Origin of the sequence: Schaalia cardiffensis F0333 (genome assembly GCF_005886435.1) — a bacterium.
Classification (GTDB): domain Bacteria; phylum Actinomycetota; class Actinomycetes; order Actinomycetales; family Actinomycetaceae; genus Pauljensenia; species Pauljensenia cardiffensis.
In genome coordinates this window covers 687,407-713,646 of record NZ_CP040505.1, presented here as the reverse complement: position 1 = coordinate 713,646, position 26,240 = coordinate 687,407, and the positions used below count along the sequence as shown (strand labels likewise).

Here is a 26,240-nt window from a genome sequence, read left to right as displayed (position 1 = left end):
CCTCAGAGCGCGTCCTCGTCCGCATCATCATGCCGGTAAGGATCCTCATCGCCGGCATAGGCGGCTCCCTGAGCGTGGCGGGCGATCTGTTCGTCCTTGGCCTTCGCGGCCGCGAGCGCGCCCTCGATCGCGGCGACCGAGTCGGGCAATGCATCAAGAATGAACTCGATCGTCGGAGTCAGGCGGATCCCGAGGGCTTTGCCGACCTCAGAGCGGATGATGCCTTTCGCCGACTCGAAAGCACGAGCCGTCGCTTTACGGTCCTCATCGTCACCGAGAACCGTGTAGAAGATCGAGGCGTGCTGTAGGTCGCCGGTCACGCGCACATCCGTGATCGTCACGAAGCCCAGTCGCGGATCCTTGATCCTTCGTCCAAGCAGACGCGCGACCGTCTGCTGGATACGATCCTGCACCTTGCGTTGGCGGGCTTCGTCTGCCATGAGTCCTCCTGAAAGTCGTGGGTCGTCTGGCCATGCGTCTGCTCTGGCCGAGCCTGTCCGAGGTGCGGCGTCCACTCGAACTCGCGCAACGCGGAGTCCACTCGAAGCTGTGCGCAAGCTCGCGGGCGCGCAGACTAGGTGCTTGCCCTTTCAGGACTCCGCACGCCAGCGTAGCGGCATGCGGATTCGTGGCGTAGCCTCGCACGGCTTGTTGAGCCAGACGAAGTTGAGAAACGACCCGTATTCCGGTCTCCCATGGTACGGGGTTCTGCACAATCGAGAGCACCGCCCCCACGTGAGAGCTGGGATTGACAGGCCGATCATGGCTGCGGCGGCTCCGAACTCAACCATGCTCACGTGGGAGCTGGGATTGATGTTGGCGCTGACGGCGCCGCCAAGCGCTAGGGCGCCATGTCTACGTGGGAGCTGGGAAATCGTCGAGGGCACGATCCTCGGCGGTAACAGCTCAACCATGCCCAGGTGGGAGCTGGGATTGACAGGAGAAGTGGGGCTGGTTTGGAGAAACGGTGCGCGGGCTTCTCGCGGGCCACAAGTCGGACCCGCAGGGGCACAAGTTGGACTCGCAGAGGCACATGTCGGACCGCAAGTCGGGCTGGGGACGCATAACCCGGAGTCCCCCTTCATGATTTTCCTTCTGATCAGCGCAAACCCGCTCGCCCTCGTCAGGTTTCCAAGGCGAGCGTCCGACTTGTAGCCAAACGCCCGTTCGCAGCCAAGGGCGCATTGGCAATCGAGAAGCCGCGTAGAGCCCGGAGCAGACTTGTGGCCGAACGCCCACAACAAGCAGATCCAGCTGTATCCAAGAACCCCTGTCGAGCCTGCAGCCCCAGCTGTATCCAAAAGGACCCCGTTGAGCCTGCAGCACCCCAGCCCGTAGCCGAGAACCCCCGTCGAGCCTGCAACACCCCCACTCTCCCCAGCTCAATCTCGCCCTATTCCCGGTCCACAGGCCCCCTTTGACGGACTCGCTCAGATTCCCACAGGGAGAGAAGCTGCACGCATGTCCGCAACGCCGAGCATCACCCAGGTCGAAAAACGAGTGCACTTCACCGGGCGCCGCCACAAGCACTGCCGCCTGAACGCCGACACCATCAAGATCGCGCGCGGTGTCCACCTCGAGTCGGAGTTCCTGCGCGGCCTCGAAACCCCCTGGGCGCAACGACGAGCGGTGGAGATCGCCCGGGTGTTCGCAGTCAGTCATCTTCGCCGGGCGAGCACCGCTGTCGGGCGTTCCGCTTTGCTTCTCCACGGGCTTGACCTACCCGAGCCTCTCCCCGCCGAAAACGCTGCGAGGATCTCCTTTACCGGCGGCCGGGGCACTTCACGAGGAGCCCTCGTTCTTCCGGCAGTTGTTCTCGACGGAATCATCATCGCTCCTCGGGTCCCAGTCACCTTCGTTGGTTCGACCCATGTAAGGACTCACTCGGTGAGGGTGCATGGCATCCTCGCACAGGACCTGGATGCTGCAGCAATCAGCACCGCGCTTCTGAGCCCTCCACGGATCGCGTTCATACTCGTCAGTCAGGCTTATCGCACGATCCTCGATATCTTCGAGGGCGAAAGGCCCGCGCCAATGGCAAGTGACCGTGTTCGCCGTCAATCTCTCGCAGCATTGCATGAGCTCCCCAGAGGCCGAGGATGGGAGCAGGCTTCGAGAATCCTCGCTTGGGCCGACCCGGCCTGTGAATCCCCCGCTGAGGCCTGGCTCTTATGGAATCTGCTGAGGGCCGGTGTTCGCGGAGTTCACACCCAGATGCATGTGTGCGAGGCGGGACAACACTTTTTCGTCGATATGGCGCTGCCCGAGCTGCGCCTCGCGATCGAATTCGATGGCCGAGGCAAGTATGGGGCATCCGTGCAGCAGATCCACAGAACGATCGAGGCGGAGCGACGACGAGAGCGACTCCTCGTCGCCTCGGGTTGGACTGTGATTCGCTTCGATTGGGCGGATCTTCAGGATCCTGAAGGTTTAGCCGCCGAACTTGTGCGCATCATCGAGGCTCGGCGTCTGGCTTTGGGGATGCGCGAATGACGGGACTCGTTTGGGAGCAGCTCGACGCCAGAGGGGGTGTTTAGGGCAACTTGATGCCGGGAGTGATGTTTGGGGCATGCCGAGCGTCAAGGCGTATTAGGGCCCTGCTCAGCGCCGGGCTCTGAGCATAAGCCATGACGGGGGTAGCTCGGGGTAGTTTCACGCCGGAGGTGGTGTTTGGGGCACGCCGAGCGCCAAGGTGCGTTAGGGCCCGGCTGAGTACGGGACTGCATGGCCTAGCTGGGCACAAGTCGGACAATGCGTTTGAAGGCGGGAGCACAAGTCGGACAAAGGGCCAAGGTAGAAGCACACAAGCCGAACCAGACATCGATTAATTCCCCTCTGATCAGCGCAAACCGTTTCAGCAGCATTGAGTTTCCAAGGATATGGTCCGACTTGTGGACCAGGGATAAGAAAAGGCCTAGGAGAAGGTCCGACTTGTGGACCAGGGATAAGAAAAGGGCCCGGGTTGACGTTGTAGCGTCAACCCGGACCCCTCCTGCGCTCCTACGCGCACGCGTAGCGCGCGAGCAGGATCATCCTGGAAAGAACAGGACCTTCCCTAGAATCAGTCGCGAGGCTTCTCACGCATCGCCCAGGTCTCAATGAGGTCACCCTCGGTGATGTCCTTGAAGCCGAGCGTGATACCGCACTCGTAGCCTTCGCGGACCTCGGTGACGTCATCCTTTTCACGACGCAGAGACTGGATCTCGAGGTTGTCGGCGACGACGACACCATCGCGGACCAGGCGCGCCTTCGTGCCGCGCTTGATCGTGCCGGAGCGGACGATCGAGCCCGCGATATTGCCGAACTTGCCGGAACGGAAGACCTGACGGATCTCCGCGGTGCCGAGAGATACCTCCTCGTAGATCGGCTTGAGCATGCCCTTGAGGGCGGCCTCAATATCCTCGATCGCCGAGTAGATGACGTTGTAGTACTTGATCTCAACACCCTCGGCGTCCGCGAGTTCCACGACTCGTTCAGCCGGGCGAACGTTGAAGCCGATGATGACCGCGTTATCGACTGTGGCGAGGTTGACGTCGTTCTGCGTGATCGCGCCGACGCCACGGTGGATGATGCGGAGCTGGACTTCCTCGCCCACATCAATGCCGAGCAGCGAATCCTCGAGCGCTTCGACAGCACCGGAAACGTCGCCCTTGATGATGAGGTTGAGGGTGTCGACCTCGCCTTCCTTGAGGACCTTGTCGAAGTCCTCGAGGGAGACGCGCTTGCGGCGCTTGGCGAGCATGGCCTGCCGCTCTGCGGCTTCGCGCTTATCGGCGATCTGGCGTGCGGTGCGCTCGTCGGTGGCGACGAGGAAAGAATCACCTGCACGGGGAATCGACGCGAGGCCGAGGACGGCGACCGGGCGTGAGGGCCCAGCTTCGGCGACATCTGCTCCGGTGTCATCGAACATCGCTCGGACGCGGCCGTGAGCAGAACCGACGACAATGGCGTCCCCGATGCGCAAGGTGCCGCGCTCAACGAGCATGGTTGCAACCGCGCCACGTCCCTTGTCGAGGTTCGCTTCGATTGCGACACCACGGGCCGCAGTATCCGGGTTCGCTTCAAGGGTGAGCGCCGCATCCGCAGTCAAGAGGACCGCTTCAAGGAGTTCACGGATACCGGTGCGTTCCTTCGCCGAAATGTCGACAAACATGACATCGCCGCCGTAATCCTCAGCAACGAGTCCATATTCGGTCAGCTGACCACGGATCTTATCCGGGGAGGCGCCTTCCTTATCGACCTTGTTGACCGCGACCACGATCGGCACGTTCGCGGCCTGAGCGTGGTTGATCGCCTCAACGGTCTGGGGCATCACGCCGTCATCGGCAGCGACCACGAGGATCGCAATGTCGGTGACCTGCGCGCCACGGGCGCGCATCGCGGTGAAGGCCTCGTGACCGGGGGTGTCGATGAAGGTGATCGGACGAGTCTTGCCTTCATGCTCGACGTTCACCTGGTAGGCGCCGATGTGCTGGGTGATGCCGCCGTGCTCGGTGTCGACGACATCCGTATGACGAATCGCGTCGAGGAGCTTGGTCTTGCCGTGGTCAACGTGGCCCATGACCGTGACGACCGGCGGACGCGGCTGCATGTGCTCGGCATCGTCGAGTTCTTCCGCCTCGAGGTCAATGTCGAAGGACTCGAGAAGTTCACGGTCCTCATCCTCAGGGGAGACGACCTTGACGTCGTAGCCGAGTTCAGCGCCGAGAGCCTCGAAAGTGTCCTGGTCGAGCGACTGGGTCGCGGTCGCCATTTCACCGAGGTGGAAGAGGACGGTCACCAATGCTGCGGGATTGACGTCGATCTTCTCCGCGAAGTCGGCGAGGGACGCCCCCTGGCGGATACGAACGACCTGCCCGTTGCCGCGGGGAATTGAAACGCCACCAATGACGGGAGCGTTCTGCTGCTCGAACTCTTGACGTTTCGCGCGCTTGGACTTGCGGCCACGCTGATTGCGACCGCCACCACGACCGAAAGCACCCGGCGTGGCGCCGCGTCCTCCGCGACCGCCTCCACGTGCGGGGCCGAAACCGCCGCCTGCGGGTGCACCGGCGCCTCCTCCGGCTCCGGGGCGAGTACCGCGGCCACGGCCTCCAGCGCCGCCGCGCGTGGGACGATCGTTCGTGCCAGTCGCAGCGTTACGGGCGAAGTTCGCCTGGCCGGGCATCATTCCCGGGTTCGGGCGGTTACCGCCTGAGCGTCCGCCCGGGCGGGGTGCGCCACCGGGACGAGGACCGCCGCTGCCTCCTGGACGGGGAGCACCGCCGCGTGCGGGACGCTCACTGCCGCCCTGACCGGGACGGGGGCCGCCTTGACGCGGACCAGGGCGCGGACCACCGGTGCCACCGGGGCGGGGCATTCCCTGACTGGATGCGTAGGGGTTATTGCCCGGGCGCGGGCCAGCGGGACGCGGGCCAGGGCGGGGGCCCGCCGGACGCGGAGCTCCAGGACGCGGAGCTGCAGGAGCGCCGTCACGGCCAGTGGTCTTCGCCTTGGGAGCGGGAGCTTTGGGGCTCGCAGCAGGCTTGGGGGCAGCGCCAGGCTTCGGGGCTGCAGCAGGCTTAGGCGCAGCACCGGGCTTCGGAGCTGCACCCGGCTTGGGCGCTGCGGAAGCCGCACCGGGCTTGGGCGCTGCGGGAGTCGCACCTGGCTTGGGAGTGGAAGAAAAGGCCGGTCCCGTTGAAGCGGCGGCACGAGGATCGGCGGGCACGGGCGCGCTCGCAGGGGTCTTCGCCTTGGCAGAAGACTGAGTGCTCTTATCCCCGGGTTTGGCCGCTGAGGCTTTCGGGGCGCTCGGCTTCTTCGAAGCCGAGGTCTTCGCTGCGGGGTTTTGTTCCTCCCCTGTTCCCTTCGAGCTGTAGTGCTCGCGAACGGAACGCACGACTGGCGGCTCGAGGGCCGAAGATGATGCCTTGACGAACTCTCCGTGATCCTTGAGGTACGTCAAAAGTTCCTTGCTGGTGATTCCGAGCTCTTTCGCAAGCTCGTGGACACGCAACTTTGCCACTGTTCTCCTGTCCGGAAGCGCCTCCGGACGGAGACGCGTTACTTGTATTGCTGGCAGCTCATCGCTGGGTACTCATCGGGTGCCCATCAGCTTCCAACCCGCTTCCATTACTCGAGTTCAGGCGTCGGCGACGCCTTGGATGACACGACCTGCTCGCACTGAGTCCACAACTCTTCGGAGACAACCTCCTCGAGGCGGAGCGCGCGCGTGAGGGCCCGACGTTTACGGGCCTTGTCGATGCAGCGAAGATCCGGGTGGATCCACGCGCCCCGACCGGGTCGCTGAGCTTCGGGGTCGAATGATACGACCCCGTGGTACACCGCGAATCGGAGCAGTTCCGAACGCGGTGAACGTTTCCCACAGCCAACGCAGGTACGAACGGGTGCAGCGCCCGGGAGGGCTTCACTCTCGTTCAGCGCAGACTGCGACACCCCTCCAGCTTAGTCGAGCCCTTCTCAATCCTGAGGATCGGAGTATGAGCGACTGGTCACGTCATCAGGCATCGAGGAGTGCGAGGCCACGCCCTCGTCGCCGGTTTCCGTGTCGGAGTGGATGTCGATGTGGAAGTCGGTGAGTCTGGCTGCCAGGCGGGCGTTCTGCCCTTCCTTACCGATCGCGAGGGAGAGCTGGAAGTCGGGAACGATCGCGGTTGCCGTGCGATTGTCAATCGAGTGGACGACGACGCGCGAGACTCGGGCCGGCGAGAGGGCGTTGGCGACGAAACGGCCAGGATCCGCCGACCAGTCGACGATATCGATCTTCTCGCCGTTGAGCTCCGTCATGACGGCGCGCACTCGCGACCCCATCGGACCGATGCATGCGCCCTTGGCGTTCACACCTTCGCGCGTCGCGGCGACGGCGATCTTCGTACGATGACCCGCTTCGCGCGCGATCGCCTTGATCTTCACGAGGCCTTGCTGAATCTCGGGAACTTCACGTTCGAAAAGTCCAGCGACGAGGCCGGGGTGCGTGCGTGAAAGCGTGATGCGGGCACCCTTTTCCGTGCGCTCGACATTGACGACGAAAGCCCGGATGCGGTCGCCGTGACGGTAGGCCTCACCGGGAGCTTTCTCGGAATCAGGCAGAACCGCTTCGAAGTCGTCGCCGACCTTGATGATCGTGATGCGCCCATCGCGGGACTGGTCGACGATACCAGTGACAACTTGGCCCTTCTGGTTCGCGAAACCACCGAGGACCTTCTGATCGTCAGCGTCACGCAGGCGCTGCATGATGACAGAGCGGGCGGTCGACTGGGCGATGCGCCCGAAGTTCTTCGGAGTGTCGTCGAATTCGCCGATCTCGTTGCCGTCCTCGTCCTCGTCCATCGCCATGACGGTGACGCGACCGGTCTTCTGGTCGATCTCGATGCGGGCTTTGGAAACTGCGCCGGGAATGTTGTGGTACGCCTTGAGGAGGGCCTCTTCGATCGCTTCCACGAGGCGGCCGAGGGAGACTCCCTTCTCCTGCTCGACCATGCGCAATGCGGTCATGTCGATTTCCATGCGTCTCATTCCTCCGAACCGAATTCGACGCGAGCCCGCGCCTTCTTCATCTGTGCGTACTCGATCCTAACGGTCTGAGCGTCCACGTCGAGCACTGCACCCTTGTCATCGGCGGATGTCACACGACCGCATAGGCGAGAGCCGTCGCGCAGCTTCACGCTCGCGAGGCGCCCGATCTGCTTGACCCAGTGACGAGGCTCAAGGAGTTCGCGTTCTGCGCCGGGGGTTGACACTTCCAGGTAGTACTCGCTGTCAATCGGGTCGGCCTGATCAACGAGGGGCGAAACTGCGCGCGACACCTGCGCGAGCAACTCGGAATCGAGCCCCTGGCCTGTTTCGGGGCTCTCAACGATGACTCGCACGATTTTCATTCCCGATTCTTTGACGCTCAAGACGGCGTCGAGTTCGAGTCCGAATCCTTCAACGAGGGGGCGGAGCTCCTTCTCGAGTGCCTCGAAGTGTTGGGGTTGGGCCACAAATCCTCCTGTGTGTCCGACACGGCAAGGGGTTCCTATTCTACCCGGGGGTCAACATGCGATGATGCCCAGGTGACGATCTTCGGATTCTTCTCGCGACGCCCCGACTCCTTCGGCTCTCCGAAGGGCTTTTCAGCGTCCTTTGAACACGCGCTTGCGAGTGAACATGCGCATTCTTCAAGGACAGCGTCTTCGTCCAGGAAAGGACGCAGGCTCGCAGTTCTCGGCGCCACGGCGGGTACTCTTGCTCTCCTGTTGTCGTCTTGCGCTTCGGGCGTGCGTTTCGATTCGAGGGGCGCGTCCCTTCCTGAACTCACCGAAGTGGATACCCTCCGTGAGACTGCGGCCCGCACGGAGGCCGCCGCTTGGGCCCGTGCTTCCTCCTTGGCCGAGGACGCGAGCTCGTGCCCCGAATGCGCCCAGGTTCTTTCCCTTGTCGCAGCGAACTCCCAAGCTCGTTTGGACGCTCTTGGCGGAGTGTGGTCCCCCTGGGGTGATCACACTCCTGAGGGGGCCGAAGAGGTTCCCCCTATCGCGGATGCGCCTGTGACGGTCGAAGAACTCGTCTCCTGGCTCGCCTCAACGGCCCGCAGGGATTTGGCTGTGGCTGCGGATCCGACTCTTATGGAGTCGGATAACTCCCGCGCCCTCGCCTCAGTCGCTCTGGGGCGCTACCGTTCTGCACTCGACTTGGCGGGCGCCTTCAATGTGAGTCTTGATTCTGAGGATGCCGCGGTGGCGGAGTTCAATGCTCGTCTGCACTCTTTCATCTCAAGTCAGACAATGGATCTTCTCAGCGGCTGGGGCTTGGATCCTCAAGCTCTGAATGCCTCGTCCATTCTTCCTGATGCTGATCTTTCTGCGGCGCAGAGCCTGGCAGAATCGACTGAGTTGGCTGAGACCGTGGCCTCCTGGGATTGCACGGCCCAGTCCCTTCCGAAGGCGCAGCTTGTGGAGTTCTCCATTGATGATGCCGAGTTGCGCTCTCATGAACTCTTCTCCCGTGTCGATCACTACCTTTCAGCCGGTGCGAATGATCACAGGACCACCCGCTGTACTCTCGATTCGCTCGACGCGGCTTCGCTTGCGAATGGGCTTCTCCTAGCGGATCTGCATCTGCTCTCCTCCGATGACCAGACGATACGACTGATCGGCTTGCATGAGGCCCTTGAGGACCTGAGTTCGTGGTCCTTCCTCAACGAGTACGGGACCAGCCCCGCCCTGATCGGCGCGAGCGCCTGAGCTTGAGCTCGCGCGCGCTCGCATATGTCGAGTGCACCCGTAGAATCTTCCTATGCCGAATCTGATTCCCACCGAAGTCTCAGTTCTTCTTCCCGAGGGCGATCGGCGCGCCCCTGCGGAGCAGCTTGAGTCGGGCGAGTGGATCATCGCGGGGAGGCACGCAATCATCCTCGCCAACAAGGAGTCGGTCCTCGATTCGGGAATGTGGTACGAAATCGCGACCGCGAAGTGGAGTGCCGAGGACCGTGTTCTTTCAGTCGAGTGGATGGATCCAGCGCGCACACCCATCCGCGTGGAAACGGTTTCACAGGATCCGCGGGTGTTCATGCGGATCCTCTCCGAGCGTGTGAATCATTCGATCGTCGTCCACAAGTCCACACAGGTCTCTAATGGCACGACGATCACCGTGTGGATTCGACGTCGCGAGGACGATCAGCTCTTCTCCGTGCTCGCTGCCTTCGGGCCGCTTGATGAGGCCTGTGAGCGTGAAGCCGCTCATTTTGAACAGCAGCTGCGCGAAGGTGTCGGCTTGGACTGAGCCGAGCCGAACCGAGCAAGAGACTCGTCCCCCGCGTCCGGCAAGGAAGCCCGCCCATGGCAGGAGGAATCGGCAGGGAAGCGAACTCACGGCAGAAATATGGGCAAGGAAGCCAGCCCGGGGCAAGAGGAAGACGAAGGAGGCGAGGCCTGAGTCGGCCAGGAGGTCTTAGTCGGCAAGCTCGGGCAGGGGCGTCCTGACGAAGGGGTTTGTGGAAAAACCCTCTTCGAGGATCTTCTTGCACCATTCGCGCGCAGTGAACAGCGAGTGGTCCCGGTAGTTTCCGCAGGAGGTGATATCCGTTCCCGGAACGTCTTGCCAATTCACGCTCGTCGCGATCGCTTCGAGTGAGGAGACGAGCGCTCGGGTCACAGTCTCTACACCGGGGGTTCCCCAGGTGATGAGGTGGAATCCAGTGCGGCAGCCGAAGGGTGAGCAGTCGATGACGCCTTCCATGCGGTCGCGCAGCAAGGAGGCGAGGAGATGCTCGATGGTGTGCAGGCCCCCGGTCGGGATGGCGTTCTCATTGGGTTGAACGAGGCGCAGGTCGAAGTTTGAAATCTCATCCCCCTTCGGCCCTGTTTCAACGCAGATGAGGCGCACATAGGGCGCGAGGACGGCCGTGTGATCGAGCGTGAAACTCTCAACTTCTGCCATGGGGGGTTCTCCTTCTTCGCTCGTTCGCTCGGTGGGACCGCGAGTGGACACGCTTCAGATTAGTGGATCGCTTCGACGAGGGCGGATGCCAAGTCCACTGGGCGCCTGGCGTTCGGCGTGGTGTTTGAAAGAAGTTCTTTTCAGATGCGAGGCCCGCTTCTCGTTAGCGAAGGACAACACGATGGTGTGTGAAGAAGCGCCCGTGCTCCTGCTCGCACTCGTGCTCCTCCTCGCGCACCGGAAAGCGCAGCTGAAGGTCACCTGTGATAGCGGTGCGGTTCATGTTCCTCCTCGCGCACACCGGAAAGCGCAGTAGTCTTCGACTCCCGCCCCTCCAACTCGCCCCTGTCGAAGAATCGCCCACGCTCAGACCCGAAGCCCCTCAAAGCCCTTCGTTTCGCGCCCCTCTCCCCTACTCGGAAAGCGCTTCAGTTCCTCTCAGTGAAAGTCTGGCGCCGATTCTCCAAGCGCATGAGCTCACGGAACGCCTCAGCGTACTCGGGGTCGTCCTCGTCCATGCGTTGAAGACGCCCGCGCGCCTCCCCCAATTTTCGAGTGAGATCCGTTCGGACGAGCGCAGCGACCACTCCCCTGCAATAGGAACGCATTTCCTCCTCACGGTCCTGCGGGAGGGGCGCGACCACGAGCTCAGTGACGGCGGCGCCGACGAGCTCGCCAGCAGCATCGCGTACCTGGTCGACGAAGCGACGGCTCGCAGCCTCCGTCGCACGCTCGCCGACGCCGAAATACTCCTCCGCGGAATGCAAAAGCTTCGCGAAGGCATCAAGGCCACCGCACGCGCGAATCGCATCATGCACCGCCCGGTGCGTGGGAACGAAGAACGAATCCCCTTCAAGGTCTTCGAAACCAGAACCGATGACGAAGACCGGGTGCTGCAAAACAACCTCGAGCGTCTGGCGTTCAAGGCGGGTGATCGGGTCCTCGGGACCACGCCTGCGCGGCACCGGAGAAGGGAGCCCGGCTCCGGCCATATCGGATGCCTCGCCATAGCGGGGCTCAGGCGCCGGACGAACAGCATGGCGAACCGCATCCGCCACACTGCGCATGTCCATGCCGAGCCAACCGGCGAGGGAACGCGTGTACTCCATGCGCAAAGCACGATCACGAATACTCGCAACGATCGGCGCGGAGGCGGACAGGGCACGGACCCTGCCCTCAGCAGTGCGCAAATCGACTTGACGGATCACGGAACGAATCACGAACTCGAAAAGCGGAGTGCGGGATCGGACAAGCTCAATAACCCCCTTGTCGCCGCGCGCCATTCGCACCTCGCAGGGGTCCATGCCCTCGCGGTCGACAGCGACAAAAGTTTGAGAAGCAAAGTTCTGATCCTCGTGGAAGGCCCGCAATGCGGCCTTTTGCCCCGCCGCATCACCGTCGAAGGTGAAGATCACTTCCGAGCCCCGGGCTCGCCCATTCGATAGGAGCACTCCCGCAGCAGGATCTGCGGCATCGCCCAAGAGGCGGCGCACGATCTTCACGTGCTCAGAGCCGAAAGCCGTGCCGCAGGTCGCAACAGCGCAAGGCTCGCCGGCGACGTGGGCGGCCATGACATCCGTGTACCCTTCGACAATCACGATGCGATGTTCTTTCGCGATTGCCTTCTTCGCGAGGTCAAGCCCGTAAAGGAGTTGTGATTTCTTGTAGATCGGCGTCTCGGGGGTGTTGAGATACTTCGGTGATTGCGGGTCCTCATTGAGGCGGCGGGCGCCAAAACCGACGGTCGCCCCTGTGATGTCTCGGATCGGCCACATGAGGCGCCCTCGGAAACGGTCGTACAGACCTCGATTCCCGCGCGAGGCAAGGCCTGCGATCTCGAGTTCTTTATCCGTGAAGCCCTTCGAACGCAGGTGGCGGGTGAGAGCATCCCAGGAGTCGGGCGAATATCCGACGCCGAAGTGAGTGCACATCGCCTGGTTGAATCCGCGTTTCGCGAGGAATTGTCTGCCCGCGGCGCCCTCGGCCGAGGCGAGCTGACGCTGGTAGAACTCTTCAGCGACCCGATGGGCTTCGAGGAGACGCTGACGTTTCCCGGGTTCTTCGCTGCGAACTTGTGTGCCGCCCTCTTCGTAGTGGAGCGTGATGCCCGCACGCTGGGCGAGGAACTCCACGGCCTCTGTGAAGGACAAGTGGTCGATCTTCTGGACGAATGAGATGACGTCCCCGCCCTCGCCGCAACCGAAGCAGTGCCACATCCCCAGGTGAGGGCGGACGTGGAAGCTGGGAGTGCGCTCATCGTGGAAGGGGCATAGTCCTTTGAGGGACCCCACTCCTGCGGGGCGCAGGGCGACGTGCTCGCCGACGATCTCATCGATCCGAGCGGCTTCGCGCACGAGGGCGATGTCCTCTTTACGAATCAGACCGGCCATGCGCACAGTCTAGCGATGCCCAGCAGGAGGGGCGCCGGGTAGGCTCGCCCGCTCAACAGGCGATGAGCCTCAGCGATGTCCAGGCGGAGACGTCGGGACGGGTGATGCCCTCCGAGATCACGACGCCCAGCCAGGCCCCATGAACCCCCAGCCAAACCCCATGAACGCCCCAGGCCCCGTGAACCCCCAGCCAGGCCACGTGAACGCCCAGCCAGGCCCCATGAGCAAGAGGAGCGGCAGGACATGAGAAAACGGCCAGGCACGATACTGCACTCATGAATCATCGCCTCGCGTGCCGGACACGACAGCACATTCTGGCACGCTCTGTGCCCGTGAACTGTGTCGAGGCTCTTCACAGTTGGCTCGACAGCATCCCGCACAGGCGCGCATGCCACTTCGAGGCAGAAGAATCCGTCAGGGAAGCGACCTGATCAATAACCGCCCGCACACGCCCCTCCTCATTCGAGGATTGACGCCACTGAGCTGCGAACACGGGCTCAAGGGCGTTCGGCCCGGCCTCCACCAATGCGTCGACAAGATCAGCGAGAAGAGTTCGCTGCTGATAGTAGACAGGCTCAGTCTCGCGTGGACTCATCACGAAATGAACCGCCAGCCCCTTGAGGACTTGAATCTCCGCTCGAGTCGAGGGCGGAACGACAAGATCCGCACGGTAACGGCCAAGAGGGCCTGGACCGAACTCCACACGCGTCGCTGACACGGCGGCGGAGCAGAAGCGTCCGATGAGTTCACTTGTGAGGTCTTTGAGACGAGCGAGATCGGCGTAGGAGCCGTCGAAAGAGCCCATCCACTCGCCCAAGTGCACGAGTCGCTCGATCGCTGATTCAAGGTCGGCGCGAGCGACGCCGGGGCCGTACCAGTCGAGAGTCGAGGCGATGACCCTCTCAAGGACCTCATCATCGCGCAGGCTGTGCACATCGCATTTTCCCGTCGCCACGGCGTCTTCAACATCGTGCACGCTGTAAGCGATGTCATCGGACAGATCCATGATCTGGGCCTCAAGGCAGCGCCGCCCGAAAGGAGCTCCTTCGCGCATCCATTCGAAGACCTCACGGTCGTCCTCGTACACCGAGTATTTGCGCGAAGACTTGTCCGGGTCGGGACCCTCCCCCCTCGCCCAGGGGTACTTGCAGATCGCGTCGAGGGTGGCGCGCGTGAGGTTGAGGCCTGCGGGCTCCCCGTCCTCGTCAATGACTTTCGGTTCGAGACGGGACACGAGACGCAGGGTTTGGGCGTTGCCTTCGAATCCTCCGCAGTCGGCGGCGAGATCGTCGAGGACGCGCTCCCCGTTGTGACCGAAGGGCGGGTGGCCGAGGTCGTGGCTGAGGCAGGCCGCGTCCACGACATCCGGGTTGGCGCCGAGTTCCTTGCCGAGTTCGCGGCCCACCTGGGCGACTTCGAGAGAGTGCGTGAGGCGGGTGCGCACGAAGTCATCGCTTGCCGGGCCGAGGACCTGCGTTTTCTCCCCGAGTCTGCGCAAGCCTGAAGAGTGCAGGATGCGTGCGCGATCACGCTCGAAGGCCGTGCGCATCGCGGACTTCGCGGACTCTGCGACGCGCCTGGACTGATCGGCCTGCGAATAGACGGGGACGAGGCCGGCATCCGAGGGATTACCTTGCAGTCGAGCGCTCACGGCCACAGTCTAGCCGCCGCTTTCCATTTTCGTCTTCAAGGGTTTGGGAGCTGTGGAGTGCCTCCGACCTGCGCACAGCTCGCAAAGCGCTGTGGGGAGGGCTGCAAGAACGCAGCAGGGAGGCTGTAGCGCGTACAGACAGGAGTTCGAGGGCGCTGCGGGAGGGGTGCGCACAACGCAATCAAAGCTCGCGGGATTCCTTAGAGGATTCTCATCGCTAGAAGTGGTCATCGTACGGCTCATCGGGTTCACTGGAAGGGAGCAACAAAGGAAAGGACCGAGCACATGGGACTGTCAGAACGTCGACTCGCCGCGGCCCTCGTCGCTCTTACCCTCGTGGCCATCGTCGTCGCCTGGTGGCTCGCATCCGCGCTCACTGTTGTCTCCGAGGAAGTCGTCTCCCCCGGAATCGTCATGTCCGAATCCGGAGGCGCCCAATCAGCACAATCGGGGGCATCGCAATCTGGCGCTCCCATCGCACAACACCCCAGTGGGGAAGGCGAACAACCGCCCTCACCTCCCACCAACGGAAATGTTGCGCCTGTTGAAACCCCGGCTCCGCCCCCTCCCCCGACGACTTCCACCCCGGCACCAACCCCGATCGTCCCGGCCCCGCCCATCGACCTCGATGACGACGACTATGACGATGACATCGACGACGTGGATGACGACCGAGACGACGACTAAAGCAGCCTGTAGCCCATTCCCCTCACCGTTTCGAAACGCTCTTTGCCAAGTTTCGAACGCAAATAGGACATGTACACATCCACGACATTGGACCCGGGGTCGAAGTCCATTCCCCACACCGCGGAGAGGAGCTGCTCGCGGCTGAGCACCTGGCGGGGGTTGCGCAAGAACATCTCGGCGAGTGTGAACTCCCGGGCCGATAAGTCGACGACGCGCCCATCGACCGTGATCTGCCTCGTCCGATAGTCGAGGGTGAGATTGCCGTAGGACAGTGTGGTCGCAGCGGTGCTCGACTGAGAGGCTGAGGCAGAATCCCTCAAGCGCAGGCGGATCCTCGCCAGGAGTTCCTCATAAGAGAAGGGCTTGGCCATGTAGTCGTCCGCACCGTTTTCCAAACCGGCGACGCGGTCCACGACCGATGAGCGCGCCGTCAGCATGATGATCGGTGTCGCAACCCCCTGTCCGCGCAGCTCTTCAAGCACATCGAAGCCGTCGATATCGGGAAGCCCGAGGTCGAGGATGATGAGGTCGAAGTCGCCCATCAGCCCGAATTGGATCGCCTCGCGGCCCGAGGCTGTGATCGTCGGAGTGAATCCCGCCGCTCTCAGCCCCTTTGCGATGAAGGAGGCGATTCGTTCCTCGTCCTCGACGATCAGAATCGTGCTCATGTCTCACTCTCCTCGGTCGTGGTGCGAAGCGGCAGGCGCAGGGAGAACACGGACCCGTGTCCGCGTCGTGAAGATATCCCGAGTCTCCCCGAGTGGACTTCGGCGATTGAGTTCACGATACTCAGTCCCAGACCGGAGCCAGGGGCCATTCGCTCTGCCTCCTGGGTACGTGAGAATCGCTGCCTCACCCGTTCCAGATCCTCGGCAGCGACGCCGATTCCCTCATCTTGCACCCACAGGACGAGCTCATCGCCTTCAATGCGTGATCCGAGGGCGATGTGCGACCCTTCGGCGGAGTATTTGACGGCGTTGTCCACGAGTTGGAGCCACGCCTGAGTGATCCTGTCCGCATCGAGGACGGCGTCGATATCTGCGACTTCGCTGAGCTGCCAGGTTCGTGTCCCGAGGAAGCGGACCTTTTCGAAGACGCGGTCGCTGAGCTCGGCGACCGCGACGGGAGCGGGCCGGAGGAAGTCGCTCTGGCGCATCTGCGCGAGCAGCAAAATGTCCTCGATGAGCAGTCCCATCCGCTGGGTCTCGTCGAGGAGGAGCCTCCTCGTGGCCGCAATATCTTCGGGGTCACTCGGATCGAGCACTTCGAGGTGTCCTCGCAGGATCGTCACTGGTGTGCGCAACTCATGACCAACATCATCGAGGAGGCGCAGCTGGTTCTTGTGAGAGGTTTCGACCCGGTCAAGCATGCGGTTGAAGGAGCGCGCGAGGAGTGCAAGATCGTCCCCTCCGCGCACATCCACCCTCGATGTGAGATCGTTTTCGCCAATGGACTCAGCGGCTCGTGTGAGTTCGTCAATGGGGCGCAGGAGGCGGCGCACGGCAAAGTATGCGACTGCCGCGACGAGGCAGAGCGTGCCCGAGCCGACGACGATGGAGGTCCCCAAGATGGAGCTCAGGCTGCGGGTGCGACTGCGGATGTCGATGACGCGAATGAGCGTGGCGGTATCGCTTCCGCTACGCACGGGTGCGACGAGGACCCGGTAATCGCCCATGCCGGTCGACACCGTCGTGATGACACTGGACTCGCCTCCGACCCTCGCGTGGATGGCGGCCATGAGGGCGTTATCGTTCTCGGGTCGAAGCTCCACATCGGCGGGGGCAATCCACCGCAGTTGCGTCCCCTGGTACGCGATATACGATTCACCGGTGGACAGAACCGTGCGTTCGAGGTAGGTCTGCACCACCCGCTCCGCGCTCGTGAAGCCTTTGCCCGTCAGCGGGTCGATCCCCGTGTTGGACAGGAGTCGCACCTCGTCTTCGACGTGCCCAAGATCCTGGGTCATCGCAGAATAGACGTGGCGGTACTGGAGCACGGCGACGAGGGTCTGTGTGACCGTCAGCGTTGCGAGGGCGACGAGCATGATCGCTGCGAGGATTCGGACTCGGATCGTCGTATGTCTGAGTCTCATGCCCCTATTGTGTCGACTCGAGAGCTCTGATGTGACGGCTCTGTCCGAGTGATCTCATGCTCGACTGCTCCAAAATCCTCGTCTCGAGCACGCGCCGCTCGCTCTGCCTCGAGCACAGGCGCTCAGATCTCTTCGAGCGAAGCCCCTTTCGTCTCTTTCGCAAAGAGGTAGAGGATTCCACCGACGAAGAGCAGAGCTGCGAAGAGGATGAAGGCCGGGAACACCGCCTGCAGCGTGACCTCCTGTTGGACGGCGCTGCCGCCGATCGTGGCCCTCATAATGAGCGGACCAAGGATCTTCGCGCTCGCGCCGATGCCGTAGCCCAAGCCGAGGCCGGTGCCGCGCGCCTCCTTGGGGAATTGTTCGCCACCGAAAGCGTTGAGGATCCCGAAGGCGCCATCGCCGAATGTCATTGCGATGAGGATGCCGTTGAAGAAGACCATCCACGAGCCGGACTCCCCGTCCTTGCGGAGAAGGCGACGATGAGCGCTCCGATGGCGTCGATAAGGGTTCCGAGCCCCGAGCAGGCGAGGATGATGCCTGTTTGGATGCCGGAGAGGTTCCAGGGTTTGGTCAGCAAAGAGACGACGAAGCCGATGAGGAACATGTCGAAGAACTCGGAGATGTTCAAAACGATGACGAGGCCGATGAGGCTCTTGTGCTGTCGGCTCAGCGGACGCGAGTCGATCTGTTCGAGGGCGCTTGGCCCCTGCTCATGAATCGTCATTACCTCTTGTCTTCGGTTGTGCGGCTGATCCTCGGTTGTGCGGTGGGCCCGTGGTCCGCGTGGCTTTCTCAGCCTTTTGGCTCTTTCAGCCGTGTGTCCTCCGCTTTTCGACTGGGTTTTCCTCTTCGGCTGGCTTCCTTTTCAGCGGCCCCTCGCTTTGTCGACTGTCTCTTCTTCCTCGTCGCTCTTCCTCTTCTCGACTGTCCTCCCCTTCTCCACGAGGTCGAGGCCCCTCCTCGTCTCTTCGACGGTGAACTGGCCGGGGGCCGAGGAGGCGGCGACAAAAGCGAAAGTGGCTGCTGAGAAGAGAGGGGCACCTGCGATCCGCGTGATCGCCCCCGCTTCTCCCATGCCGATGCCGATGATGGGACGGCGGTGCTCGCGGTGAGCGCCGATCTGGGCGGCGAGGACGCGCAGGGCATCCTCGGGGGTGGTGACGCGGCACGCGACTTTGAGGATATCGGCGCCCGCTTCGGCCATCTGCGCGTAGAGGGCAGCAAGGGTGTCATCGGGCGGAGTCTCGTTGAAATCGTGGAAGGAGGCGATAACTGCGGCTCCGGCCTCGTGGGCACGAATGATGAGGGAGTGAGCCCCGGCCCTGGCGATTTCCACATCGACCGCGTCCGCGAGGCCTGCGAGCAGCGCCACGAGTTCGGCGTACTCGCTTGCGCTCAGTTCTGCCGCACCGCCCTCGGCTGTTGTGCGGATCGTCGCGAGGACGGGGAGGGGAGCCTGTGACACCGCCTCTTCCCAGGCCTCTTCGATAGCAGCACGCCTGTCGGAAGCGGGCTCGAGTGCGGCGAGCAGCGGGTCGACTCTCCATTCGACGAGGTCGACCGCTTGAGCGGACACAGCTTCGATTTCGGCGCTGAGGAGTGCGGGAGTCGTTCCCATGAGGGGCGTGATAATGCGGGTCGGCCCACCGAGCACGACAGCGGGACGAGGCGAGGAGCCGCGTCCGATCCTCACCTCGATCTGCTCGGAATCCGAATGCACGGCGCTATTCACCGCTGCCCCGGTCGGGAGGACGCTATTCACCGCTGCCCCGGCTGGGAATGCACTGTTCTTGCCTGCTCCGGGCGGGAAGGTGCCGCGCTCAGATTCAGCCCGAGCGGCAGCGCCCTCGCCTACCTCGGTCGGGAGGACGCTATTCACCCCTGCCCCGACTGGAAAGAGGTCGTGCTCGCCTCCCCCAGGTGGGAACGCACTGTACTGAGGATTATGGGGATCCACGTCTCTCATCCTCCGTTCGCGCCATCTTCAGCAAGGTGGAGATTCGCCCGCTCTGCGTCGGTGAGGAAAGGAGAGTCGAGCCATCCTTCGGGAAGGTGCGGCGTCTTTTCCCCTCCTGCGCGCCCTCGCGGCCCCAGCGCGGCCTTCGGGAACTCCTGGTCGAGGTCGAGGCCGTGGAGGAGTTCGTGAAGCTCCTCGAGGGTCGACACCATTGCGAGGGCATGCCGAGTCGTCCCGCCAACGGAGAATCCGCGCAGGTACCAGCCGAGGTGCTTGCGCATTTCACGCATCGCCCGCCCCTCGTCTCCCTGGTCTTCGACGACCCAGCGGGCGTGCTTTTCAATGATGGAGGCGATCTCACCGAGCCCTGGATCGTGGAAGACGGGGCCAGCGTTGAGGGTTGAGACGATGTCTGTGAAGAGCCATGGGCGTCCTTGGCATCCTCGGCCCACGACGACCGCGTCGCACCCCGTTTCTTGCATCATCTGCTGCGCATCAGCGCCGGAGAAGACATCACCATTGCCGAGCACCGGGACGGGGATCGTGTCTTTGAGGCGGGCGATGGCCTCCCACCGGGCGGTCCCCGAGTAGTGCTGCGTCTGGGTGCGCGCATGGAGCGCAACCGCCGCGACTCCGCGATTAACGGCCGTGCGCGCGGCATCAAGGTAGGTGATGTGCTCGTCATCAATGCCGATGCGCATTTTCACGGTCACGGGAACCTCTTTGCCGGTCCTGCTCCCCGCCCTTTCGGCGGCAGCGACGACCGCGTGAAGGAGATCGTCGAAGAGGTCCTTCTTCCACGGCAGGGCAGCTCCCCCGCCCTTGCGGGTCACTTTGGGAACTGGACACCCGAAGTTGAGGTCGAGGTGATCGACGAGCTCACAGTCGATGAGGATCTCGGTCGCCTTCGCCATCGTCGCCGGGTCCACGCCGTAGAGCTGGATCGAGCGGACTCTCTCCGAAGGATCTGGACGGACCATGTCAAGGGTACGGCGGTTCCCTTCGACGAGGGCGCGCGAGGTCACCATCTCCATAACGTACAGGCCCGCGAGGGCGTCAACGCCGGGGGTCGCTTCACGCTTACAGGCCGGGTCGCCCGGGGCGAGGCGGGGTGGAAGCCCCTTTTCGCCGAGTTCTCGGCAGAGTCTGCGGAAGGGCGCATCGGTCACTCCCGCCATCGGTGCGAGGACGACGGGAGACCATATGCGCAGCGGCCCGATCTCCAGGGGGGAAACCGGACCGTGCGCGGGTGATTCCAAGGCCACTTAGCAGGCGCCGAGCTTGTCGATGAGCCAGCTCTTGACTTCAGCGAGCGGGATGCGCTCTTGAGCCATGGTGTCGCGGTCGCGCACTGTCACCGCCTGGTCCTCGACGGAATCGAAGTCGTAGGTCACGCAGTACGGGGTGCCGATTTCGTCCTGGCGGCGGTAGCGGCGGCCGACGGCTCCGGCATCGTCGTATTCGACGCTCCAGATCTGACGGAGCTGCGCGGCGAGCTCCTTCGCGGGCCCCGTGAGCTGTTCCTTGCGCGAGAGCGGGAAGACGGCGACCTTGACGGGTGAGAGGCGCGGATCGAGTTTGAGGACGACGCGCTTGTCGACCCCGCCCTTCGTGTTGGGGGCCTCGTCCTCGTGGTAGGCCTCGATGAGGAAAGCCATAAGGGAACGCGTCAAGCCCGCGGAAGGTTCGATGACGTAGGGGGTCCAGCGTTCGCCGCTTTGCTGATCGAAGTAGTCGAGCTTCGATCCGGAGTGCTCGGAGTGAGTGGAGAGGTCGAAGTCGGTACGGTTGGCGATGCCTTCAAGCTCGCCCCACTCGCTGCCCTGGAAACCGAAGCGGTATTCGATGTCGACGGTGCGCTTCGAATAGTGCGAGAGCTTTTCTTGTGGGTGCTCGTAGAAACGCAGGTTGTCAGGATCGATGCCGAGTCCGACGTACCAGTCGCGGCGGTAGTCGATCCAGTACTGGTGCCATTCCTCATCCGTGCCGGGTGCGCAGAAGAATTCGAGTTCCATCTGCTCGAATTCGCGGGTGCGGAAGATGAAGTTCCCGGGTGTGATCTCGTTGCGGAAGGACTTGCCGATCTGGCCGATGCCGAAAGGCGGCTTCTTGCGTGAGGCGGCAGCAACGTTCGCGTAGTTCACGAAGATGCCCTGCGCGGTCTCGGGGCGCAGGTAGTGCAGGCCCGCTTCGTCGTCAACGGGGCCGAGATAGGTTTTGAGCAGGCCGGAGAAGGAGCGAGGCTCGGTCCAGGCGCCGGGCTGGCCGGTCACCGGGTCGGGCACCATGTCGAGGGTGACGGTGTCGGGATCCAGTCCCTTGCGCTCCGCGTACTCTTCGATGAGTTGGTCGGCGCGGTAGCGCTTGTGGGTGTGCAGGGATTCGACGAGGGGGTCGGTGAAGGCTTTGACGTGGCCGGAGGCGACCCAGGTTTCACGCGGGAGGATGACTGAGGAGTCCAAGCCGACGACGTCTTCGCGTCCGCGGACCATGTACTGCCACCACTGCTTCTTGATGTTCTCTTTCAGCTCGACGCCCAGCGGGCCGTAGTCCCATGCTGAGCGGGTGCCTCCGTAGATCTCTCCGCAGGGGAAGACGAAGCCACGGCGCTTCGCGAGGCTAATGACGGACTCGAGGCGAGAGGGGCCCTGTGCCACTTGATGCTCCTTGCACGTGATGGCCGCACCTGGCTGGCGCGGCATTGACCTCCTGATCCTATCGAAGATTAGGAAGAGCCCTGCATCCCGGCCCCGTAATTGGGCGAGGCTGGGAGTGCGTGGATGATAATTGCACCGGAAGCTTTGGGGGCACTCAGTTCGCAGGAGGCTCGTGGGACACACCGGGAATGACGGGGCGACTCACACGACTATTCTTATCGCGAATCCACAGCTTACGCCATGCACCCCCCTCGACCACGTCGATCATGGGAAGGCCTGGACGCCATGAGGCAAAGCCAGCCGGATGCCCTGGCTCGCTCCGCGTGTGAACGGCCGTCCTCAGCAGCTCCCCTTTCTTTGCGTCCCACACACGGACAGAGCCATCCTCCCCCCCGGTGACCAGACGCGAGCCATCAGCCGACACAGCAAGCGAGACGACGGGACAGGTATGGCCCTCCAGCACACTCACAGTCTCGCCAGAATCCACATCCCACACACGAACAGGCCCATCCTCCTCCCCGGTGACCAGACGCGAGCCATCAGCCGACACAGCAGCCGAGACGACGGGGGAGGTATGGCCCTCCAGCACACTCACAGTCTCGCCAGAATCCACATCCCACACACGAACAGGCCCACCCCACCTCTTGGTGACCAGACGCGAGCCATCAGCCGACACAGCAGGCGAGAAGAAGGGGGAGGTACGGCCCTCCAACACACTCACAGTCTCGCCAGAATCCACATCCCACACACGAACAGACCCACCCAACCCCCGGGTGACCACACGCGAACCATCAGCCGACACAGCAACCTTTTCGACGCCGAAGGTATGGCCCTCCAGCACACTCACAGTCTCGCCAGAATCCACATCCCACACACGAACAGACCCATCCTCCTCCCCGGTGACCACACGCGAACCATCAGCCGACACAGCAACCTTTTCGACGCCAAAGGCATGGCCCTCCAACACACTCACAGTCTCGCCAGAATCCACATCCCACACACGAACAGACCCATCCTCCTCCCCGGTGACCACACGCGAACCATCAGCCGACACAGCAAGCAAGACGACGGGAAAGGCATGGCCCTCCAACACACTCACAGTCTCGCCAGAATCCACATCCCACACACGAACAGGCCCACCCAACCCCCCGGTGACCACACGCGAACCATCAGCCGACACAGCAACCGAGACGACGAAGGAGGTATGGCCCTCCAGCACACTCACAGTCTCGCTAGAATCCACATCCCACACACGAACAGACCCATCCTCCTCCCCGGTGACCACACGCGAACCATCAGCCGACACAGCAACCTTTTCGACGCCGAAGGTATGGCCCTCCAGCACACTCACAGTCTCGCCAGAATCCACATCCCACACACGAACAGACCCATCCCACCCCCCGGCTGCCAGACGCGAGCCATCAGCCGACACAGCAACCGAGACGACGAAGGAGGTATGGCCCTCCAGCACACTCACAGTCTCACCAGAATCCACATCCCACACACGAACAGACCCATCCTCCTCCCCGGTGACCACACGCGAACCATCAGCCGACACAGCAACCTTTTCGACGCCGAAGGTATGGCCCTCCAGCACACTCACAGTCTCACCAGAATCCACATCCCACACACGAACAGACCCACCCAACCCCCCGGTGACCACACGCGAACCATCAACCGACCACGCGACCGATTCGACGGAGGACGTATGGCCCTCCAGCACACTCACAGTCTCGCCAGAATCCACATCCCACACACGAACAGACCCATCCCATCCCCCGGTGACCACACGCGAACCATCAGCCGACAAAGCCAGCTCTCCAGAGCCGAGCGTTGAGAGGATAATCTCCCCGTGTTGATGCACACTCGTCATTTTCTCCCCCATAGAGGCCCACGTGGCCCCTGGATGGCCCGACGGCCACAACGCGCCTTTACTGCGGGTGTTGGTGAAGGTCGCCTGGGTCAAACGAGCATCCGTGAAGTCAGCACGGTTCAGATTCACCTCCTGAAAGACGGCTCGCCTTAGGGAACAGCCCACGAAGCTCGAACCTGTCAAATCAAGTTGCCTGCTGGCGCTTCCCTGAACCACGATCTCATCGAGCTGAGCGCCATCAAGTTTGATCCCCCGCAGAAGGGGCATTGGAAGTCCCTGTCGATGAGCGTGAAGGGCGTAGGCAAGGAGAAGCTCACTCACCTGTGGCCGATAGCTGGTCCGCCAACGCGCGAGCTGTTGAAGAGCATCGGAATACTCTGTTTGGAGCAGTTCACCGAGGAAGGTGAGCGTCTCACGGCTGGGCACGGGAATCTTCCAGCCTTCACACACATTCCGCTGTGCACTCTCGGCGAGGTGCCGGGCGAGGAAATACTCAAACAGGGAGGTGTGGGCGAATCTGAAGCCGGCAATTGGCGCGTCTTCACGACTGAGGAAAGTGGCGGTTCTGAGATCCTCCTCGAGACGTTCAACGTCGGCGTTTGAATAGCGTCTCTGGAACCGAGCTTCGCTGGCCACCCATTCATGGAACCAGTCGTGCAGCTCTGAGACCGGCAGCAGACTCGTCCCAGAGCGCCACAAGTGTGCGGCTAGAGCCATCACCAAGAGCGGCTTATGTTCGCGCGAAATGTAGTGCTTCAGGTCATCACGATCAAGCCATTCCTCTGTCATCAGTTCGTAGAGGGTGGCTCCCGATACTGCCTCTCCAGAAGCACGCCTATCCTCGAGTTCTGGAATCTGTTTTGAAATGAGTTTGAGCGTGTACGGCCGCTCCGAGAGCTCACTCAGATTGTGGACATTTCTGATGGTTTCCATCACCACATCAACCGGGATGGATGGAACTGCGGCTTCTAAATACTTTCGCACCTGTTTTTCAGTCAGCGGCAACAAAGTCATTGCCCGATAACTCTGCGCAGTAAGGTCGGTCCTGTCCCGCAGAAGAAAGTGATTCTTCTGAGCCCTGAGAGTAGGGAAGTACTGCGTCCGACAGGTGAGCATGACTTTGGTTTGCGATCTCAGTTCTGAAGGCACAACGGCGATTACGCCGAGGAGCTGCTGCGTGAAAGCCAGTCCCGTCCTTTCATTGAACTTGACCAGCAATTCATCGAGCCCATCGAAAATCACCAGACAAGGCGAGTCGCTCAACCATGCGACAAATCGATCCCAAGTGTAGTGCTTCGACTCCTTGGGGAGCCAGCCATCGCGCATACAGACCTCCACGGTCGCTCTCAGCGAGGAAGCGTCGTCTGCTCTGATGATCTTCTTAAGGTCGAAGTAGAGGGGGATGGGAAGGGTCGGATCATTTTCTCGTCGTTTCTCCAGCTCTTTGGCAAGACGTTGGGAGGTCACCGTTTTTCCCATGCCATACTCGCCAAGTAGAGCGAAGAACTGTTCCCCCTTCGGGTCTGACACCCATTCGAGCAGGGCTTCCAGAATTGGCCGTCCGGATTCATCAATGGGAGTCGATTCCCGCTTGTCCAAACTCACAGGCATCGCTCGAGGATCGTCAATGAAACCACCGCCTGCGAAGACGGGATCAAAATCTCCCATTGTGGCGACACTCGGACTTAAATTCACAGGGCGGCGCGCCGGTAAATCGGTTGTCCCTCTTTCAATGATGGCATGAACAACCTTTGCAGCTTGCCCGGCTGCAATTTTCTGGTCTCGTTCCTTATGTGGATTATTCTTCTCTTCCGCCCAGTCGCAGATCCCTTTAACCAGCAACCAGCGAGTTTTTTCCCGACATGCCCGCTCGATGCCGGAGCCCTCCATTTCTCCGCCAACAATACTCGCATGTCTCGCCCTGAGCTCATCCCGATATTCCTTATTGTCTACCAGGGCATCGCCACTCAGCACGAGGCCTTGATGAATTCTCGGCCACCCCTCCTGTCCCCTGCGAGCATGCTCCAGCTCCCGCACCCTTGACAGAAGAACGTCTGATGCGGGCCTGGGAAATCCTCGTTGCGTATCATGGCCGTTGGGCTCGACCCGGACATGCATATAGTTGAGGATCGCTTCGCTCACGAGAACATCACCGATTTGTTGCCTCCCAGGCTCAACACCAAAGGCAATCCCCACAGCGTAGACCTCAGTCGGGTTCCAATTCTGTACCGCTTCTACGGCTGCGTACTGCGCTTCCCCTGTCGTTTGTCCCGAGATCGCGTGAATGATTCGCATTCCGCTGATGTCCGCGAGGTGGTAGTAGCTCCGTTCACCACGGACCACGCGACGGTCCGGTTCTTTCTCACTACCCCTGAACTCCTTCCATACGGCCCGAGTTTCATTCGGATTGAATGTCAACAGCACGACCGTCGGCACCCCGCTCTCAACAGCCCGCTGCTCTGCGAGCTGGTCCTCAGGAATCGCCCTCAGGACGTCCGCATCAAATTG

21 protein-coding genes are annotated in these 26,240 nt (G+C 62.3%); 4 read left to right on the top strand and 17 right to left on the bottom strand.

What is annotated here, in order from left to right; translation table 11 throughout:
• Positions 1–2: 2 nt before the first annotated feature.
• On the bottom strand, positions 3–440 hold the full coding sequence (gene rbfA, locus FFA61_RS02870; protein ID WP_005961800.1) for a 30S ribosome-binding factor RbfA: 438 nt from the start codon (positions 438–440) through the stop codon (positions 3–5).
• A 1,021-nt stretch (positions 441–1,461) separates the two neighbouring features.
• Between rbfA and FFA61_RS02865 the strand changes: the two genes are divergently transcribed.
• Entirely contained in the window at positions 1,462–2,493 is a 1,032-nt protein-coding gene (locus FFA61_RS02865) for an endonuclease domain-containing protein (RefSeq protein WP_005961804.1), read from the top strand.
• A 568-nt stretch (positions 2,494–3,061) separates the two neighbouring features.
• Here FFA61_RS02865 and infB read toward each other — a convergent pair.
• The 4 genes from infB to FFA61_RS02845 all read right to left on the bottom strand — a co-directional run bounded on the left by infB (position 3,062) and on the right by FFA61_RS02845 (position 7,985).
• Complete coding sequence (gene infB / locus FFA61_RS02860) at positions 3,062–6,007, bottom strand: translation initiation factor IF-2 (protein WP_040313490.1); 2,946 nt, start codon at positions 6,005–6,007, stop codon at positions 3,062–3,064.
• A gap of 107 nt (positions 6,008–6,114) precedes the next feature.
• The gene (locus FFA61_RS02855; RefSeq protein WP_005961808.1) at positions 6,115–6,327 is read right to left on the bottom strand and encodes a YlxR family protein; all 213 of its coding nucleotides are present in this window, start codon (positions 6,325–6,327) and stop codon (positions 6,115–6,117) included.
• A gap of 135 nt (positions 6,328–6,462) precedes the next feature.
• A complete protein-coding gene (nusA, locus tag FFA61_RS02850) occupies positions 6,463–7,509 on the bottom strand; it encodes a transcription termination factor NusA (RefSeq protein WP_040313491.1) in 1,047 nt (348 codons plus the stop codon).
• Positions 7,510–7,514: 5 nt separating this feature from the next.
• Positions 7,515–7,985, bottom strand: a complete 471-nt coding sequence (locus FFA61_RS02845) for a ribosome maturation factor RimP (RefSeq protein ID WP_005961812.1) — start codon at positions 7,983–7,985, stop codon at positions 7,515–7,517.
• Positions 7,986–8,057: 72 nt separating this feature from the next.
• Here FFA61_RS02845 and FFA61_RS02840 point away from each other — a divergent pair, with 72 nt between their 5' ends.
• Positions 8,058–9,227, top strand: a complete 1,170-nt coding sequence (locus tag FFA61_RS02840; RefSeq protein WP_005961814.1) for a hypothetical protein — start codon at positions 8,058–8,060, stop codon at positions 9,225–9,227.
• Between the two features lie 52 nt (positions 9,228–9,279).
• Entirely contained in the window at positions 9,280–9,765 is a 486-nt protein-coding gene (locus tag FFA61_RS02835; RefSeq protein WP_005961816.1) for a hypothetical protein, read from the top strand.
• Between the two features lie 168 nt (positions 9,766–9,933).
• Here the strand turns inward: FFA61_RS02835 and FFA61_RS02830 are convergent, their stop codons facing one another.
• From FFA61_RS02830 to FFA61_RS02815, 4 genes are all read right to left on the bottom strand, one after another.
• A complete protein-coding gene (locus tag FFA61_RS02830; RefSeq protein WP_005961818.1) occupies positions 9,934–10,422 on the bottom strand; it encodes an S-ribosylhomocysteine lyase in 489 nt (162 codons plus the stop codon).
• A 428-nt stretch (positions 10,423–10,850) separates the two neighbouring features.
• Positions 10,851–12,812: a DNA primase gene (gene dnaG, locus FFA61_RS02825; RefSeq protein WP_005961822.1), complete on the bottom strand. Its 1,962-nt coding sequence runs from the start codon at positions 12,810–12,812 to the stop codon at positions 10,851–10,853.
• Between the two features lie 52 nt (positions 12,813–12,864).
• The gene (locus FFA61_RS02820; protein WP_131247145.1) at positions 12,865–13,089 is read right to left on the bottom strand and encodes a hypothetical protein; all 225 of its coding nucleotides are present in this window, start codon (positions 13,087–13,089) and stop codon (positions 12,865–12,867) included.
• 75 nt (positions 13,090–13,164) lie between these two features.
• Positions 13,165–14,361, bottom strand: a complete 1,197-nt coding sequence (locus FFA61_RS02815) for a deoxyguanosinetriphosphate triphosphohydrolase (RefSeq protein WP_425326409.1) — start codon at positions 14,359–14,361, stop codon at positions 13,165–13,167.
• Positions 14,362–14,748: 387 nt separating this feature from the next.
• On the opposite strand from FFA61_RS02815, the gene FFA61_RS02810 reads away from it, so the two are divergent.
• On the top strand, positions 14,749–15,150 hold the full coding sequence (locus tag FFA61_RS02810; RefSeq protein ID WP_005961826.1) for a hypothetical protein: 402 nt from the start codon (positions 14,749–14,751) through the stop codon (positions 15,148–15,150).
• On the opposite strand, the gene FFA61_RS02805 is transcribed toward FFA61_RS02810, so the two are convergent.
• The 8 genes from FFA61_RS02805 to FFA61_RS02775 all read right to left on the bottom strand — a co-directional run bounded on the left by FFA61_RS02805 (position 15,147) and on the right by FFA61_RS02775 (position 25,400).
• A complete protein-coding gene (locus tag FFA61_RS02805) occupies positions 15,147–15,818 on the bottom strand; it encodes a response regulator transcription factor (RefSeq protein ID WP_005961828.1) in 672 nt (223 codons plus the stop codon). The two genes, FFA61_RS02810 and FFA61_RS02805, sit on opposite strands and share 4 nt — an antisense overlap.
• Positions 15,815–17,242 carry a sensor histidine kinase gene (locus tag FFA61_RS02800; protein WP_005961830.1) on the bottom strand — a complete coding sequence of 476 codons (1,428 nt, stop codon included), beginning with the start codon at positions 17,240–17,242 and terminating at the stop codon, positions 15,815–15,817. Before FFA61_RS02800 ends, FFA61_RS02805 begins: the two co-directional genes overlap by 4 nt.
• Before the next feature lie 122 nt (positions 17,243–17,364).
• The gene (locus FFA61_RS09270) at positions 17,365–17,685 is read right to left on the bottom strand and encodes a hypothetical protein (protein WP_005961832.1); all 321 of its coding nucleotides are present in this window, start codon (positions 17,683–17,685) and stop codon (positions 17,365–17,367) included.
• Positions 17,652–17,969: a hypothetical protein gene (locus FFA61_RS09535; RefSeq protein ID WP_005961834.1), complete on the bottom strand. Its 318-nt coding sequence runs from the start codon at positions 17,967–17,969 to the stop codon at positions 17,652–17,654. The genes FFA61_RS09270 and FFA61_RS09535 overlap by 34 nt, the downstream gene beginning before the upstream one ends.
• Positions 17,970–18,110: 141 nt before the next feature.
• Positions 18,111–19,124, bottom strand: a complete 1,014-nt coding sequence (gene aroD / locus FFA61_RS02790) for a type I 3-dehydroquinate dehydratase (protein ID WP_242600858.1) — start codon at positions 19,122–19,124, stop codon at positions 18,111–18,113.
• Between the two features lie 83 nt (positions 19,125–19,207).
• A complete protein-coding gene (gene dusB, locus FFA61_RS02785) occupies positions 19,208–20,422 on the bottom strand; it encodes a tRNA dihydrouridine synthase DusB (protein ID WP_040313677.1) in 1,215 nt (404 codons plus the stop codon).
• Between the two features lie 45 nt (positions 20,423–20,467).
• On the bottom strand, positions 20,468–21,859 hold the full coding sequence (locus FFA61_RS02780) for a glycine--tRNA ligase (RefSeq protein WP_040313492.1): 1,392 nt from the start codon (positions 21,857–21,859) through the stop codon (positions 20,468–20,470).
• Positions 21,860–22,013: 154 nt separating this feature from the next.
• Positions 22,014–25,400 (bottom strand): NACHT and WD40 repeat domain-containing protein, encoded by a 3,387-nt coding sequence (locus FFA61_RS02775; protein ID WP_175406553.1) that lies wholly within the window; start codon positions 25,398–25,400, stop codon positions 22,014–22,016.
• Between the last annotated feature and the right edge of the window lie 840 nt (positions 25,401–26,240).

Coding starts and splice junctions, on each gene's coding strand:
- rbfA (WP_005961800.1), bottom strand. CDS start 440: ATGGCAGACGAAGCCCGCCAACGCAAGGTGCAGGATCGTATCCAGCAG.
- FFA61_RS02865 (WP_005961804.1), top strand. CDS start 1,462: ATGTCCGCAACGCCGAGCATCACCCAGGTCGAAAAACGAGTGCACTTC.
- nusA (WP_040313491.1), bottom strand. CDS start 7,509: ATGGAAATCGACATGACCGCATTGCGCATGGTCGAGCAGGAGAAGGGA.
- FFA61_RS02835 (WP_005961816.1), top strand. CDS start 9,280: ATGCCGAATCTGATTCCCACCGAAGTCTCAGTTCTTCTTCCCGAGGGC.
- FFA61_RS02830 (WP_005961818.1), bottom strand. CDS start 10,422: ATGGCAGAAGTTGAGAGTTTCACGCTCGATCACACGGCCGTCCTCGCG.
- dnaG (WP_005961822.1), bottom strand. CDS start 12,812: ATGGCCGGTCTGATTCGTAAAGAGGACATCGCCCTCGTGCGCGAAGCC.
- FFA61_RS02820 (WP_131247145.1), bottom strand. CDS start 13,089: ATGAGTGCAGTATCGTGCCTGGCCGTTTTCTCATGTCCTGCCGCTCCT.
- FFA61_RS02815 (WP_425326409.1), bottom strand. CDS start 14,361: ATGCGCACGGCCTTCGAGCGTGATCGCGCACGCATCCTGCACTCTTCA.
- FFA61_RS02810 (WP_005961826.1), top strand. CDS start 14,749: ATGGGACTGTCAGAACGTCGACTCGCCGCGGCCCTCGTCGCTCTTACC.
- FFA61_RS02805 (WP_005961828.1), bottom strand. CDS start 15,818: ATGAGCACGATTCTGATCGTCGAGGACGAGGAACGAATCGCCTCCTTC.
- FFA61_RS02800 (WP_005961830.1), bottom strand. CDS start 17,242: ATGAGACTCAGACATACGACGATCCGAGTCCGAATCCTCGCAGCGATC.
- FFA61_RS09270 (WP_005961832.1), bottom strand. CDS start 17,685: ATGGTCTTCTTCAACGGCATCCTCATCGCAATGACATTCGGCGATGGC.
- FFA61_RS09535 (WP_005961834.1), bottom strand. CDS start 17,969: ATGACGATTCATGAGCAGGGGCCAAGCGCCCTCGAACAGATCGACTCG.
- FFA61_RS02775 (WP_175406553.1), bottom strand. CDS start 25,400: ATGGGAGATTTTGATCCCGTCTTCGCAGGCGGTGGTTTCATTGACGAT.